The organism is Methylobacterium crusticola, assembly GCF_003574465.1.
GTDB classification, from domain to species: domain Bacteria; phylum Pseudomonadota; class Alphaproteobacteria; order Rhizobiales; family Beijerinckiaceae; genus Methylobacterium; species Methylobacterium crusticola.
Genome location: NZ_QOWC01000001.1, coordinates 27,261 through 41,389, shown reverse-complemented (window position 1 = coordinate 41,389; position 14,129 = coordinate 27,261). Strand labels below are relative to the sequence as shown.

Genomic DNA, 14,129 nt, shown 5'->3' with positions numbered 1-14,129 from the left:
AGCCATGACCCTCGCCAGCAACGTGGCGGGCCTGCCCGCGCACGCGGATGCGCCGGCCCCCGGCCGCGATTTCAGTCGCTACCGGATCGTCCCGGCGCGCTATCCCGCGCGCACCGTCGGCACGATCTTCGCCGCGGGCGTGATCGTCGTCGTCCTGCACTCCGTGCTGTCCAACCCGCGCTGGGGCTGGGACATCTTCGCGGAGTGGTTCTTCGCCGAACCCGTGCTGGTCGGGCTTGGGCGCACCCTGCTGCTCACCCTGCTCGGCACCACCTTCGGCTTCCTTCTCGGCACCCTCCTGGCGCTCGCCCGGGTCTCGGGGTCACCGCTTCTCGCGGCGCTCTCCTGGGGCTACGTCTGGCTGTTCCGTTCGATTCCGCTGATCGTGCTGCTGCTGATCCTCAACAATCTCGGCTACCTCTACGGCACGATCTGGCTCGGCGTGCCCTTCACCGAGATCAGCTTCGCGTCCTGGCAGACGACCCAGCTCATCACGCCGTTCCTGGCAGCCGTGCTCGGGTTGACGCTGAACGCCGCCGCCTTCTCCTCGGAGATCGTGCGCGGCGGGATCCTGGCGGTCGACCAGGGGCAGCACGAAGCCGCGGCGGCTTTGGGGCTGCCGCGGCACCGGCAGGTCTCGCGCATCGTGCTGCCTCAGGCGATGCGTTCCATCCTGCCGACCGCCTTCAACGAGATCATCAGCATCGCGAAGGGCACCTCACAGGTCTACATCCTGGCCCTGCCCGAATTGTTCTACACGATCCAGGTCATCTATCGGCGCAACCTGGAAGTCATACCGCTCCTGATGGTGGCAACCGTCTGGTATCTCGTCATTCTGAGCGTCCTGTCATTCGTCCAGCGCCACATCGAGCGCTACTACTCGCGCGGTGCGCTGCGCAATCCGCCGCCCTCCCTGATCGCGCAGGCGCTCGAACGGCTCCGGCGAACGATCGACCAGGGCACGGCACGTTCCACGGTCCCGGCCGTCCCGGCCCCGTCCGCCGGTGCCGGCCTGCCTGCGCGCAGCGGCGGCGAGATCCGGATCAGCTGCGTCTCGAAGAGCTTCGGTGCCCTCAAGGTGCTCGACGACGTGAACCTCGCGCTGCGGCCCGGCAGCGTGACAGCCGTCATCGGCCAGTCGGGCTCAGGCAAATCGACCCTGCTGCGCGCGATCAACCACCTGGAGCGGGTCGATGAAGGCTTCATCGCCATCGACGGAGACCTGATCGGCTACCGGCAGGACGGCGAGACCCTGTACGAGCTCAAGGAGAAGGACATCCTGGCGCGCCGCGTCGACGTCGGCATGGTGTTCCAGAACTTCAACCTCTTCCCCCATCTCACGGCGATCGAGAACATCATCGAGGCGCCCGTGACGGTGCGCGGCGTCGGCCGCGCACAGGCTCTCGCGGAGGCGCGCGAGCTGCTGGCGCGGGTCGGCCTGGCGGAGAAGGCCGACGCCTATCCCCGCCAACTCTCGGGCGGCCAGCAGCAGCGCGTCGCCATCGCGCGGGCGCTGGCGCTGCGACCCAAGGTCCTGCTCTTCGACGAACCCACCTCCGCCCTCGATCCCGAACTGGTCGGCGAGGTGCTCGACGTCATCAAGGAGCTCGCCCGGTCCGGCGTCACGCTCGTGATCGTGACGCACGAGATCGCCTTCGCCCGCGAGGTCGCCGACCAGGTGGTCTTCATGGAGGACGGCCGCATCCTGGAGCAGGGGCCGCCGGCCCGGGTGCTCGCCGAGCCGGATCATCCCCGGACCCGTGAATTCCTCGCCAAGGTGCTGTGATCCCTCTCGAACAAGGACCATGATCGTGCTGACCCGTCGCGACTCGCTCGCCTTCCTCGTCGCCAGCTCCGCTGCGCTCATCCCCGGCCGCACCGCCGCCCAGCAGGCGATCGACTTCTCGCCAGAGCAGCCCGGACGCGTCCGCGCAGGACGCGACGAGGACGCGATCAAGCTGGTCGCCAAGGATGCGCGCTTCGTGAAGGACGGCGTCTTCACGGTCGCCAACAACGCCGGACGTTTCCCGTTCGGCGGCTACGCGAGCGACGCCAGGACGGTGATCGGGGCCGAGCCGGACATCGCGCAACTCGTCGCCGACGCGCTCGGGCGCAGGCTCGAGATCATCCCCACCTCCTGGGCCGACTGGCCGCTCGGCGTCAGCTCGGGCAAGTTCGATGCGGTCATCTCGAACGTCACCGTCACCGAACAGCGCAAGGAGAAATTCGACTTCTCCACCTACCGCAAAGATCTTCTTGGTTTCTACGTCAGGAAAGACAACCCGGTCTTCATCCGCGAGCCGCGGGACGTCGCGGGTCTCAAGGTGATCGTGTCCTCCGGCACCAATCAGGAGCAGATCCTGTTGCGCTGGAACGAGCAGAACGTGAAGGTCGGGCTGAAACCGATCGAGATTCAGTACTACGACGACGACGTCGTACTCTACCTTGCGCTGGCGTCCGGGCGTGCCGATGCCTATCTCGGTCCGAACGCACTCCTGAGCTTCAAGGCCGCGCAGGAGGGCAAGACGCGGCTCGCCGGCAACTTCAGTGGTGGCTGGCCGGCGCTGGCCGAGATCGCGGTGACGACCCGCAAGGGGGCGGGGCTCGCCGACGCTATCACGCACGCGATCAACACGCAGATCAGGAACGGCAACTACGCCAGGGCGCTCGCGCGCTGGAACCTCTCGACCGAGGCCGTGGACGAATCGCGCACGAACCCGCCCGGCCTGCCGAAGGCGTGACCGGCTCCCGCGCGGCCCCGATCGAGACCCGGAGACCTTCATGATTGTGCGGCGCACGCTCCTGTCGCTCCTCGTCGGCGCGCTGTACGCGGGCTGCCTCGCGCCCGCCTCGGCGCAGCAGGGAGCGCCCTTCGACCTCGGCCCCGCGCAGCCGGGCCGCGTCCGCGCCGAGAAGGACCCGGCGGCCATCGCCCGCATCCCGATGGCGTACCGGTTCGCCGAGCCCGGCACGCTCACCGTCGGGATCAGCCCCGGGGGGCCACCCCTCGCCACCTACGCGACGGACGCCAGGACCGTGGTCGGGGCAGACCCCGACTTCGCGCAGCTCATCGCCGACAGCTTCGGGCTCAGGCTCAACCTCGTCGCGGTAGCCTGGGCTGACTGGCCGCTGGGACTGACCTCCGGCAAGTACGACGCCGTGATCTCGAACGTCGGCGTCACGGAGCAGCGTAAGGAGAAGTTCGATTTCTCGACCTATCGCCAAGGGCTGCACGGCTTCTTCGTGAGAGCCGACAGCAAGGTCGCGAGCATCCGGGAGCCCAGGGACGCAGCGGGCCTGAGCATCAGTGTCGGCGGCGGCACCAACCAGGAGCGCATCCTGCGCGAATGGAACAAGCAGAACGTCGCCGCGGGGCTCAAAGCCCTCGACCTGCAGCTCTTCGACGACGACGCCGCGCGCCTCGTGGCGTTGCGCTCCGGCCGGGCCGACGTGATCGTGCAGCCGCACGCGCAGCTCGTCTTCGTGGCGGCGCGCGACAAGGACATCCGGCGGGTGGGCACGCTCAGCGCCGGCTGGCCGCTCAGGTCGGACGTCGCGATCGCGACGCGTCGGGGGAGCGGCCTCGTCGACGCGCTGACGCTCGCCACCAACAACCTGATCGCGAACGGCAAGTACGGCCAGGCGCTGGCGCGCTGGGGCCTCGAGGAAGAGGCGCTTGCGCGCTCCGAGACCAACCCGCCCGGCCTGCCGAAGTACTGAGCCATGGCGCGGCTCGCGATCCGGCGCATCGCCTTCCTGACGCCGGGCAACTACGACGACGCCGACCCGCGTACCGGCTTGGAGGAGACCCTTGATCTCTTCGCGGCCGCGGAGGCGCTCGGCTTCGACGGCGCGTGGGTGCGTCAGCGCCACCTCGAACCTGGAGTCTCGTCGGCGGCGACTTTCCTCGCCGCGGCCACGCAGCGCACGCGCCGCATCGCGCTCGGTACGGCCGTGATCCAGATGGGCTACGAGAACCCGTTCCGGCTGGCCGAGGACCTCTCCCTCGTGGACGTCCTGTCCGGCGGACGGCTCAACGTCGGCCTCAGTGCCGGGCCGCCGCCGCTCGGTGCGCTCCTCGGCGACCGCTTCCTCGACGGCGATCCGGCGACCGTCGACCACTCCCATCGGCGCGTCGCCCGCCTGGCCGCCAACCTCGACGGCGACTGGCTCGGCGAGGCCGACGCCCGCATCACCTCGGCGTCCGGCAGCCACCGCCCGCGGCTCCGCCCGCACGCGCCGGGACTGCGCCAGCGGCTCTGGTACGGCAGCGGCTCGCTGCGATCAGCCCGCTGGGCCGCCGAGAACGGCTTTCATATCCTCGTCGGCAACATCACCGCGGGCGAGGAGACGGACGACTTCCTCGCGGCGCAGCGGCGCCTCGTGGAGACGTTCCGGGCCAGCTGGCGCGGCGGGCAGGCGCCCCGGATCGCAGTCGGCCGGGTGATCCTGCCCCTCGACGGCGCCGACGCGGCGACGCGCGGGCGCTACCGCGACTTCGCCGCGAGCCGCCACGCCCGCACCCTCGCGCCCCAGGGCGAACGGCGCACGCTGTTCGCGCCCGATCTCGTCGGTCGCGCGGCCGAACTGGTCGAGCGGCTGCGGGAAGATCCGATCCTCCCCTTCGCCGACACGCTCCGGCTGGAGCTGCCCTACAACTTCGCCGCCGCCGACTACCGCCAGATCCTCGCGGACTTCGCGGGCCTGATCGCACCCCGGCTCGGCTGGGGCACCGGAGCGCCCGCGTGACGGGCGCCGCGGTCCTGTCACCCGGTCCGACCGCGCGCCGACGAGGGACCGGCGGCTGCACCAACCGCCCGGGTGGCGCCGCCGCCCGAGCACGCCGCATGGAGGTCGAGGCATGGACGACTCGCACGATCATCTCGCCGCGCTCGTCGGCAACACCCCGTTGCTGGAGCTCAAACGCTTCGGCAGCCGACAGGATCTCCTGTGCCGCATCCTGACGAAGATCGAGTACCTGAACCCAGCCGGCAGCATCAAGGACCGCACGGCCTGGGGCATCATCCGCGACGCGGAGGCGGAAGGCCAGCTCGCGCCCGGGCAGCTGCTCGTCGATCTCACCAGCGGCAATACCGGGATCGGATTGGCGGCCCTGGCCGCGGCCCGGGGATACCGGGCGAAGTTCTACCTGCGTGCGTCCACCAGTCCGGAGAAGGTCACCCTCATCCACCATTACGGCGCGCAGACCGTCCTGATCGACGATGCGGAGTTCCTGGAGCCCGGGGCCCTGGACACGATCATCGGCCGGGTGCAGCGGGAGAACCCCGGCGCCTTCTACACGAACCAACGCGCGAACCCGGCCAATCCGCGCGTCCATTCGCGGACGACCGGCCCCGAGATCTGGCGCGACACGGCGGGCGGGGTCGACATCCTCGTCGCGGCGGTCGGCACCGGCGGCACGATCTCGGGCACGGGTCGCTACCTCAAGTCCCGCAAGCCCGGCCTGCAGGTGGTCGTCGTCGAGCCTGCACCCGGGTCCGTGCCCACGCCCGAGCATCCCCACGTCGACACCGTCGAAGGCGTGCACAAGGTGACGGAGGTGGACCCGCGCCACCTTCCCGAAAACTACGACGCGAGCGTCGTCGACGAGGTGATCGCGTGCGAGACGCGCGACGCCCGGACGACGGCGCGGGCGGTCGCCCGGGACGAGGGCCTGATGGTGGGGCCCTCCTCGGGCGCCGTCCTGTACGCCGCCTCCCTGCTCGCAGGGCGGCGCGAGAACAGGGGCAAGACGATCGTCGCCATCGTCGCCGACAGCGGGGAACGCTACCTCTCGCAGGCCCATCCCGCTGGACGGCCGGCCGCCTCGGCCTGAACCCGGGGCCAGGCGTCACGGCAACGGGCCGAGGCACATCGGCCTCCGTATCGGCAAGGCATGTCGCGCCCGTTCGCCCGATGCGGATCACGATTGTCTCGGCTGGACCCTGACCCGGCCGGCGGTTCCGGGACCCTATTGCGTCGCCCTTCCCGACCCTTCTCAGATCCTGAGTACAATCTTCCCGAAATTGTCTGCATGCTCCAACATGCGATGTGCTTCTGCGGCCTTGTCGAAGGGAAGGACTGCATGAACCGCCGGGGTGATGCGGCCGGCGATCAACTCCGGCAGCCAGCGTCGGCGGAAGCGCTCGACGACGGCCGCCTTCTCGACGGCCGAGTGCGGCCGGAGCGTGAAGCCGCGAAGCTGCAGCATTTTCAGGAGCACCGCGGCGACGTCGATCTGGCAGAAGCCGGAGCTCAGGAGCCCGACGAAGGCCAGCCGGCCGCGCCAGCGCAGGAGCGAGACGTGGCGGGCGAGATAGGCGGGCCCGATGAAGTCCTCCACCACGTCGATGCCGTCGGGATGGATCTCGCGAAGCGCGTCCGCGAAATCCACATCGCGGTAGTTGACGACGTGCGGCACTCCCCATTCGCGCAGTCGACGCGCTTTGTCCTCCCGTCCGACGGTCGCCACGATCTCCGCGCCGATGCTCTTCGCCATGAGGATCGCCGTGCTGCCGACTGCGCTGCCGCCGGCATGGATCAGCACCCGTTCCCCAGGGAGGAGGCGGGACAGCTCGAACAGAGTTTCGTGCGCCGTGCAGAAGGTCTCGATGACAGAGGCCGCGCGCACGTCGCCCCAGTCGGTCGGCACGGCGACGACGTGGCGGTGGTCAGCCACGGCGTATTCCGCGTAGCCGCCGCCGGGCAGGAGCGCGGCGACCCGCGTCCCGGGGGCGATCCCGTCGACCTCGGCCCCGGCCTCCACGACCGTGCCGCCGCACTCAACCCCGAGCACGGGGTTCGTTCCCGTCGGGAGAGGGTACTGCCCGGCGCGCTGCATCGCGTCGAGACGGTTGACGCCGACGGCACCGACCCGGATCAGCACCTCGTGGGCCGCAGGGCAAGGTCGTTCGGCCCGCCCGAAGCGCAGTGCGTCCGGCCCCCCGGGTTCGGGGGCGTGGCAGATGCTCATGGTCGGCATGGCTTTGTCCTCGACGCTGCCCTCGGCCTCGGTGGAAGTGCGGTTCTCGAGGCACCCCGCTAGCGGTCGACGGACGCGCTCGGACCGTGACCCGGTGCGTGGAACCACTGCTCCTGGACGAACCGGAACGCGCCGACATGGCCCGGCCGGATGCGGGCGAAGCCGGGGAAGTGGATGTGCATGCCAGCCACCAGAAGATCCTCCTCGATGCAGCGCCGGAGAATGCGCCGCCGCGAGACCGCACCCGCCGCACTGTCGGTGTCGAAGATCATGCCGACGCCCGGGTCGCCGAGCTGGACCTCCGGGACGTGCACGGTGTCGCCCCAGACGATCATCGCCTCGCCGCGCGATCGGAGGATGTAGCAGGTGTGCCCCGGCGTGTGCCCGGTCGAGGGGACCGCCGTGATGCCGGGCAGCGCCTCGTGCTCGTGCGAGAACCGGCGGACCGCGCCGTCGAGGTAGGGGCCGAGCTGGGTCCGACCCGCGTCGAAGTAGACCCGCTGCTGGCGCTCGGTCGCACCCGCCTTCGCCGCATCGTCGAACCAATGGCCGATCTCCGCCTCGTGGACATGCACCAGCGCGTTCGGGAACAGCTTGCGCCCCGTCGCGGGATCCGTCAGGCCGTTCGAGTGATCGGGATGTACATGGGTCAGCAGCACGTCGGTGATCGCGCCAGGGGCGATCCCGAGCGCGCGAAGGAGGCCGGGCAGGTGGCCGCAGGTCGGCCCCATGATGTCACCCGACCCGCAATCGACGAGGATGCTTCGGATGCCGTCGCGGATCAGGAAGGCGTTGATCGAGACGACGGGAGGCACCGTCCTCCCGTCGTCCCGCAGGAAGCGCGCGAGCTTGGCGTGATCGCCGTCACGCATGATCTCCAGTGTGTCGTAGGCGACGTAGCCGTCGCACAGCGCGGTCACGAGAACGTCGCCCACCGGGCGATGGTAGAGTGCCGGCACCTGGGAGAAGGGGGTCATGTCGCGTCTCCTCCCGGTTTCGCGACGAGAGCGGGCCGGGCCGCCTCGACGAGGTCGTGGGTCTTCATCAGGTGGCGGCGGAGCTGCGTCCGCGCGATCTTGCCGATCGCGTTGCGCGGCAGTTCCTCGACGGCGGCGAACAGGCGCGGCCGCTTGTAGGGCGTCATCGCGTCCAGTGCCGGGCCGAGGCGCGCGCGCCAATCCTCCGGCGGCCGTTGCGCGACGAGCGTGACGATCTCGCCCCAATAATGGGATGGAATGCCGAGGACGACGAGTTCCGTCTCGGGGAGAAAGGGCGCGAGGGCGCGCTCGACCTCGTCGGGCGAGACCTTGTAGCCGCCGCTCTTCATCATGTCGGCGTGGCGCGCGACGAGGAAGAGACGCCCGCGCGCGTCCACGAACCCGATGTCGCCCGTGTCGTGAAACTCGCCGTCGGCCCGCAGCCTCCGGCCCTCGCGCGTGATGTAGCCGGTCGAGAGATGCGGGCTCATCAGGTGGATCGCCCCGGTCTCGCCGCGTGGCACGCGCAGGCCCGCCTCGTCGCGGATCTCGACCTGGACGCCCGTCGCCGGCCAGCCGACGCACAGTCCCTCCCCGGGCGCCTCGGCGTAAGCCGCGGCGGTCTCGGGTGGATCGAGAACCGTGATCGGGTTGAAGATCTCGCTCTTGCCGTAGGTCACGCGGACGATCTCGCCGAACCGCGCGACGGCGCCACGGTAGAGGAGCGGCGTCAGGGGCGCCGTGCCGGTCAGGATCGTGCGCAGCTTCGGCACGAGGTCGCGATACTCCGGGCGAGCCCAGGCATCGAGGAGCTTGGCGAGCACCGTCGGTGGGGCGAAGGCCTCGGTGATCTCGCCGGAGGCCAGGAGCGGCAGCACCACCGCCGGCGCGACGCCGCGCAGGAGATGCACGCTCGCCCCCTGCGCGAGGTACGCGAAGGTGAGCAGCGAGCTGCCATGCGAGAACGGCGTAATGAGGAGGACGCGGCTCTCCCGGCCCGGCGCGACAGGCAGGGAGGCGCGCAGCATCAGGGTGCCGGTCCACCGGCCGCGATGCGTGTGGATCGCTCCCTTGGCCGGGCCCGTCGTCCCGCTGGTGAAGACGATCCGGCTCGGGGCGTCCGGATCGACGTCCGGCCATCCCTCCGGCACGAAGGGGTACGCCCCGATCCCGCGGACGTCCTCGCAAGGCACGCCGAGGTCGGCCGGGAGCTCATCCGCGCCGTCCATCAGGACCAGCCCGGCGCCCGTGCAGGCGAGGGCGTGCGCGATCTCGTGAGGGCTCAGGAGCGGGTTGACGGGCACCTCCGCCGCCCCCGCGAGCGAGACGGCGTAGCTCGCCGATGCAGCGAGCGCCGAGTTGTGGAAGATCGTCGCCACGACGGCGCCCGGGCCGAGGCCGCGGGCCGCGAGGCGGCGCGCGATGCCCGCCGCGACGTCGAGCACGTCCGCGATCCGGTGCGGCCCCTCCGCGTCGACGATCCCGATGCGGTCGCCGTAGCGCTGATGGGTCGTCGCGAGCTCGGTCCCCCAGTTCATCCCGTGCCCTCCCTCATCCCACCGCTTCCACGAAGCGCTCCGGCCCGAGCGGATCCTCTCCGCTCGCGTCGAGCGCGCGGGCCCACTTGTCGAGCCACCAGCCGTAGGGCTCGGGCCAGGACGCGAAGTCCCGCTCCACGCCCATCTCCCAGGCGGCGTGATGGGCCCAGAACGGGTCGAAGAGCATCTGGCGCCCGATGCAGACGAGATCCGACCGCCCCTCCCGGAGGATCCGCTCGGCATGGGCCGGGGTGCGGATCATGCCGACCGCGGCCGTGGGAATGCCCGCCTCCCGCCTCAGCCGGTCGGACAGCGCGACCTGGTAGCCGGGACCCCGCGCGAGGTTGGAGTTCGTCGCGCCGGCCCGCATGTTGCCGCCCGACGAGCAGTCGATCAGGTCGACGCCCGCATCCTTCAGTTCCCGCGCGAGGACGACACTGTCCGCCTCCGTCCAGCCGCCCTCCATCCAGTCCGTCACCGAGAGGCGCGCGAACAGGGGCATGGACCCGGGCAGCATGGCGCGCAGGCGCCGCACGACGGTGAGGGGCAGCCGCATCCGGTTCTCGAGCGAACCGCCCCAGCGGTCGACGCGATGGTTCGCGATCGGCGAGAGGAAGCTCTGCAGGAGGTAGCCGTGGGCGAGATGCAGCTCGATGAGGTCGAAGCCGGCGAGGACCGCGCGACGCGCGCCGGCGACGTAGGCCTCGATCACGCCCTCGATCTGCGCCTCGCTCATCGCGACCGGGACGCGCCAGCCGTCCGAGAGCGGCACCGCCGAAGCGCCCATGGGAAAGAGCGGCTCGGTCCCGGCGGCGAGGTCGCGTTCGCCGATCGGACCGTTGCCCTCGTGCGCGCGCTGCTGCCCGCCCTTGCGGCCCCCGTGGCTGATCTGGATCGCCGTCCGGGCGCCGTAGCGCTTCATCTCGCCGACAAGAGCCGCCATCGGCTCGATCTGGCTGTCGGCCCAGAGACCCGGATCGCCGTTGCTGACCCGCCCGGCCCGCGTCACGAAGGTCTGCTCGATGATCACGAGGCCGGCGCCGCCCATCGCCATGCGCTGGTAATGGGCGAACTGGAACGGTGTCAGGCGGCCGTCCTCGGCCGCATAGGTGCCCATCGGCGAGACGACGATCCGGTTCTTGAGCGTCACGCCGCGGATCGTGAACGGCTGGAACAGGAGAGGCCGGCCCTCGTGCCAGCCCTCCTCGCCGTTGGTGGTCAGGGCCGCCGTCATCGCGCGAGCGCCAGGATGTGGTGGAGCACGGTGCCGAGCGGGAGGCTGCCGGCGTCGTCGAGCCCGTCGAACAACCGTTCCCCGAACGCGTGGGCGGCGCCCGGGGCCGCGCCGAGACGCGTCAGGCGCGCGTCGAAGACCGCGAGCGTGCGGTCGCGCGTCAGGAAGATCAGCTCTCGCGGCATCTGCGAGGAATGGGCCTCGCGGCGGGAGCCGTCCTTCATCCGGATGGTGATGCGGGAATCGAGCGCCCCGCCCTCCGCGTCCGGCACCACGGTCGTTCGGCGCACGAGGTCGAGGATCACCGGATCGTCCCGCAGGCTGTTCCCCATCTCGTAGGTGATGTCCCCGCGCGCGAGCATCGCCGAGACGGCGAAGGCGGTGCTCGCCTGGGTCTGCACCAGGCGCTCGTACGGGCCCTTGAAGTTCGTGCCGGGGTAGACCGTGTAGGGCTCCCAGAGCGTGACCTCGATCGCCTCGACCGCGGCGGGGTGGAGGCCGTCCTGGTGAAGCTTCTGCGCCGCCATGGCGGCCGGCATGTTGTCGCCGAGCGTCGCGTAGGGCTTGCACATGATGCCGCGCATCGCCGCCGGATCGGGCGGCGTCGACCAGACGTCCGGCGCGCGCTCCATGCCGGCGACGGTGGCGAGGAAGCCCTTCGGGCCGTCGAGGGCCCCCGGGGCCCCCACGACACCGGCCGCGGCGAGGCAGGCCGCGACGAGCCCGCCCTGCGCCGCCCGCCCGTTCTGGACGCGCCACTCGTCGGCGCCGGCCCGAACGGGCTCGAGGGTGCCCCCTGTGGTGGAGGCCGCGATCGAGACCGCGGAGGCGGCGCGCTCCGGGTCGAGGCCGAGCACGACGGCGGCGCCCGCCGCCGCGGCGATCGTGCCGAAGGTCGGGCTGGTCCGGAAGCCGCGGGCGATCAACCGGCGCGCCACGACCTCGTCGCGGCCGAGCCAGTTGATCGTGCTGTAGCCGGCGACGAGGGCGCGGAGCGCGGCCTCGAGGCTCGCACCGTCGCGCTCGGCCAGGGCGACGACCGCCGGCGGCACGAGGGAGCCCGGATGCGTCCAGGACTCGTGGTCGGTGTCGTCCTGGAAATGCGCGTGCGCCGCGACCCCGTTGGCGAAGGCTGCCTCGGACGGGGCGAGGCGGACCCCGGACGCCCAGGCCCGCGCCGCGCCGTCGCTGTCGGGGGCGAGCGTCCGCGACAGGGCGATCGCCGCGCGGGTCGTCGGCTCGTCGCGTGCCGAGAGCGCGAGGCCGAGGGTGTCGAGGAGGCACATCAGCGCCTTCTCGCGGATGTCCGGAGCGAGCGTGTGCGACGAGAAGCGCCCGAGATAGTCCCCGAGGATGCGTCCGGCAGGCGTCATGTCAGTGTCTCCCCCTCGTGCCGGGCATCAGCCGCGGCTGTAAGCCCAGGCGCGGCTGACCGAGAGCCCGAGCCCTTGGTGCAGGCGCACGAGGGACAAGGCGTGGCTCCAGGCGGCGGCGAACACGTCGAGCACAACGGCCCCGTCGATCCGGCGCAGGCCCTCCTTGGCGAAGATCTCCGCCATCACGCCTTCGGCCGGCACGACGACCTCGGCCCCGTCGGCGATCAGCGCGCGCGCGGTCCGGGTGAAGGTCTCGATCAGAGCCGACGGGTCGTCGCGGGCCGCGATCAGCGCGTACTCGTCCATGCCCGGGTCCAGCGCGGTCACGGCTTGGACCCGGGCCTCGAGATGGTGCTTGGCCACCGAGAGCTTCGTCATGTAGGCGACGTTCGGGGCGTTGGAGATCAGGGCGATCCGCGTGCCGAGCGAGCAGCCGACGAGGAGCGACGCCTCCGTCAGGGAGACGACCGGGATGTCGACCGCACTGCGCATCTCGCGCAGGTAGGGCTCGCTGAACGAGCCCATCACGAAGGCATCGTAGCCCTGGCGCTCCGCCGCCACGGCCTGCTCGACGATCGGCCCGAGCACGCGATGGTAGAGGTAGGCGTTGCCGAGCGCGTCGCTCGGGCTGAGGTCGCCGTAGGTTCCCTCGGCGAGACCCTGCACGTGGATCTCGGCCTGCGTGCCGAGGAACGCCCGGGCATGGGCCTCGATGCCCTGCTTGTAGGCCGCGATGCGGCTGAGCTCGTTCACGGATTGGTGCCATATGCGCGTCGGCATGGTGCTCTCCCGTTCCCCCTGGTGCTCAGGCCGCAGAGCCCTCGCGGGCTGCATGCATCGACGACGGCGCGAAGACCTCGGGACCCGTCGGCCGCTCACCGTTGGCGGAGAGCGCGCGGCCCCACTTCTCCAGCCACCAGCCGTATTGCGGCGGCCAGTCGGCGAAGCCGTCGTTGACCCCGAGCGCCTCGGCCGCGTGGTGGGCCCAGAACGGATCGAACAGCGCCTGGCGGGCGATGCAGATCAGGTCGGCCCGCTCCTCTCTGAGGATCCGCTCGGCGAAGTCCGGCGTGCGGATCATGCCGACGGCCGCGGTCGGGATGCCCGTCTCCGCGCGGATGCGCTCGGCGAAGGGAACCTGATATCCCGGCCCCCGTCCCAGGCTCGCATTGGTCGCGCCGACGCGCAGGTTGCCGCCTGACGAGCAATCCACGAGGTCGATCCCGGCATCCGCGAGGGCGCGGGCGAGGACAAGGCTGTCATCCATCGTCCAGCCGCCCTCGATCCAGTCGGTCGCCGAGATGCGGGCGAAGAGCGGCATCGAGGGCGGCACGACCGCGCGGACGGCGCGCACCACCTCCAGCGGGAAGCGCATGCGGTTCTCGAGGCTGCCGCCGTACTCGTCGTCCCGCTGGTTGGCGAGCGGGGACAGGAAATTCTGCAGCAAGTAGCCGTGCGCCATGTGGATCTCGACGAGATCGAAGCCCGCCAGGACCGCGCGCCGTGCCGCCGCCGCGAAGGCGTCGCGCAGGCCGTCGAGCTGGCCCGCGGTGATCGCCTCCGGCATCCGCCAGCCCTCCCCGAGCGGCAGGGCCGAGGGCGCGAGCGGCACCCATTCCTCCTCGCCCATCGCGAGGTCGCGGTCGGTCAGCGGGCCGTTGCCCCGGAACGCCCGCTGCATCGACGACTTGCGGCCGCCATGGTTGAGCTGGATGCCGGCCCTGGCCCCGTAGCTCTTGATGTGGCTCACCAGAGCGCGCATGTCGCCGATCTGGCCGTCCTCCCACAGGCCCGGATCGCCGTTGGTCACCCGCCCGCGCCGCGTGATCGAGGTCTGCTCGATCATCACCAGGCCTGCGCCACCCATGGCGAAGTTGGCGTAGTGCGTATGATGGAAGGGCTGGAGGCGGCCATTCTCCGCCGAATAGGTGCCCATCGGCGAGATGACGACGCGGTTCTTCAGCGTCACGCCGCGCAGGGTGAAGGCGGAGAACAGTTTGACGTCGGCGTCCATGGCAGTTG

General features: G+C 71.0%; 12 protein-coding genes. 5 read left to right on the top strand and 7 right to left on the bottom strand.

Annotation, left to right across the window (positions count from 1 at the left end; all coding sequences use genetic code 11):
- Positions 1 to 4: 4 nt before the first annotated feature.
- From DT057_RS37190 to DT057_RS06150, 5 genes are all read left to right on the top strand, one after another.
- A complete protein-coding gene (locus DT057_RS37190; protein WP_128561201.1) occupies positions 5 to 1,786 on the top strand; it encodes an amino acid ABC transporter permease/ATP-binding protein in 1,782 nt (593 codons plus the stop codon).
- Between the two features lie 19 nt (positions 1,787 to 1,805).
- On the top strand, positions 1,806 to 2,741 hold the full coding sequence (locus DT057_RS06165; protein WP_128561200.1) for an ABC transporter substrate-binding protein: 936 nt from the start codon (positions 1,806 to 1,808) through the stop codon (positions 2,739 to 2,741).
- A 40-nt stretch (positions 2,742 to 2,781) separates the two neighbouring features.
- Positions 2,782 to 3,720, top strand: coding sequence for an ABC transporter substrate-binding protein (locus tag DT057_RS06160; protein ID WP_128561199.1), 939 nt, complete (start codon positions 2,782 to 2,784; stop codon positions 3,718 to 3,720).
- Between the two features lie 3 nt (positions 3,721 to 3,723).
- The gene (locus DT057_RS06155) at positions 3,724 to 4,749 is read left to right on the top strand and encodes an LLM class flavin-dependent oxidoreductase (RefSeq protein WP_128561198.1); all 1,026 of its coding nucleotides are present in this window, start codon (positions 3,724 to 3,726) and stop codon (positions 4,747 to 4,749) included.
- A gap of 112 nt (positions 4,750 to 4,861) precedes the next feature.
- On the top strand, positions 4,862 to 5,836 hold the full coding sequence (locus DT057_RS06150; RefSeq protein ID WP_128561197.1) for a PLP-dependent cysteine synthase family protein: 975 nt from the start codon (positions 4,862 to 4,864) through the stop codon (positions 5,834 to 5,836).
- A 162-nt stretch (positions 5,837 to 5,998) separates the two neighbouring features.
- Here DT057_RS06150 and DT057_RS06145 read toward each other — a convergent pair whose 3' ends face one another.
- The 7 genes from DT057_RS06145 to DT057_RS06115 are packed head-to-tail and all read right to left on the bottom strand — an operon-like array spanning position 5,999 to position 14,121.
- On the bottom strand, positions 5,999 to 6,982 hold the full coding sequence (locus tag DT057_RS06145) for an NAD(P)H-quinone oxidoreductase (protein WP_128561196.1): 984 nt from the start codon (positions 6,980 to 6,982) through the stop codon (positions 5,999 to 6,001).
- Positions 6,983 to 7,041: 59 nt separating this feature from the next.
- Positions 7,042 to 7,959 carry an MBL fold metallo-hydrolase gene (locus DT057_RS06140; protein ID WP_128561195.1) on the bottom strand — a complete coding sequence of 306 codons (918 nt, stop codon included), beginning with the start codon at positions 7,957 to 7,959 and terminating at the stop codon, positions 7,042 to 7,044.
- Positions 7,956 to 9,497: a class I adenylate-forming enzyme family protein gene (locus DT057_RS06135; protein ID WP_128561194.1), complete on the bottom strand. Its 1,542-nt coding sequence runs from the start codon at positions 9,495 to 9,497 to the stop codon at positions 7,956 to 7,958. Before DT057_RS06135 ends, DT057_RS06140 begins: the two co-directional genes overlap by 4 nt.
- Before the next feature lie 13 nt (positions 9,498 to 9,510).
- On the bottom strand, positions 9,511 to 10,731 hold the full coding sequence (locus DT057_RS06130; protein WP_128561193.1) for an NADH:flavin oxidoreductase/NADH oxidase: 1,221 nt from the start codon (positions 10,729 to 10,731) through the stop codon (positions 9,511 to 9,513).
- The gene (locus DT057_RS06125; RefSeq protein ID WP_128561192.1) at positions 10,728 to 12,104 is read right to left on the bottom strand and encodes an MmgE/PrpD family protein; all 1,377 of its coding nucleotides are present in this window, start codon (positions 12,102 to 12,104) and stop codon (positions 10,728 to 10,730) included. Before DT057_RS06125 ends, DT057_RS06130 begins: the two co-directional genes overlap by 4 nt.
- 27 nt (positions 12,105 to 12,131) lie before the next feature.
- A complete protein-coding gene (locus DT057_RS06120; RefSeq protein WP_128561191.1) occupies positions 12,132 to 12,887 on the bottom strand; it encodes an aspartate/glutamate racemase family protein in 756 nt (251 codons plus the stop codon).
- Between the two features lie 25 nt (positions 12,888 to 12,912).
- A complete protein-coding gene (locus DT057_RS06115) occupies positions 12,913 to 14,121 on the bottom strand; it encodes an NADH:flavin oxidoreductase/NADH oxidase (protein WP_128561190.1) in 1,209 nt (402 codons plus the stop codon).
- Between the last annotated feature and the right edge of the window lie 8 nt (positions 14,122 to 14,129).

Excerpts from the sequence above, each read along its gene's own strand:
- DT057_RS37190 (WP_128561201.1), top strand. The coding sequence starts at position 5 with ATGACCCTCGCCAGCAACGTGGCGGGCCTGCCCGCGCACGCGGATGCG.
- DT057_RS06165 (WP_128561200.1), top strand. The coding sequence starts at position 1,806 with ATGATCGTGCTGACCCGTCGCGACTCGCTCGCCTTCCTCGTCGCCAGC.
- DT057_RS06160 (WP_128561199.1), top strand. The coding sequence starts at position 2,782 with ATGATTGTGCGGCGCACGCTCCTGTCGCTCCTCGTCGGCGCGCTGTAC.
- DT057_RS06155 (WP_128561198.1), top strand. The coding sequence starts at position 3,724 with ATGGCGCGGCTCGCGATCCGGCGCATCGCCTTCCTGACGCCGGGCAAC.
- DT057_RS06150 (WP_128561197.1), top strand. The coding sequence starts at position 4,862 with ATGGACGACTCGCACGATCATCTCGCCGCGCTCGTCGGCAACACCCCG.
- DT057_RS06145 (WP_128561196.1), bottom strand. The coding sequence starts at position 6,982 with ATGCCGACCATGAGCATCTGCCACGCCCCCGAACCCGGGGGGCCGGAC.
- DT057_RS06140 (WP_128561195.1), bottom strand. The coding sequence starts at position 7,959 with ATGACCCCCTTCTCCCAGGTGCCGGCACTCTACCATCGCCCGGTGGGC.
- DT057_RS06135 (WP_128561194.1), bottom strand. The coding sequence starts at position 9,497 with ATGAACTGGGGGACCGAGCTCGCGACGACCCATCAGCGCTACGGCGAC.
- DT057_RS06130 (WP_128561193.1), bottom strand. The coding sequence starts at position 10,731 with ATGACGGCGGCCCTGACCACCAACGGCGAGGAGGGCTGGCACGAGGGC.
- DT057_RS06125 (WP_128561192.1), bottom strand. The coding sequence starts at position 12,104 with ATGACGCCTGCCGGACGCATCCTCGGGGACTATCTCGGGCGCTTCTCG.
- DT057_RS06120 (WP_128561191.1), bottom strand. The coding sequence starts at position 12,887 with ATGCCGACGCGCATATGGCACCAATCCGTGAACGAGCTCAGCCGCATC.
- DT057_RS06115 (WP_128561190.1), bottom strand. The coding sequence starts at position 14,121 with ATGGACGCCGACGTCAAACTGTTCTCCGCCTTCACCCTGCGCGGCGTG.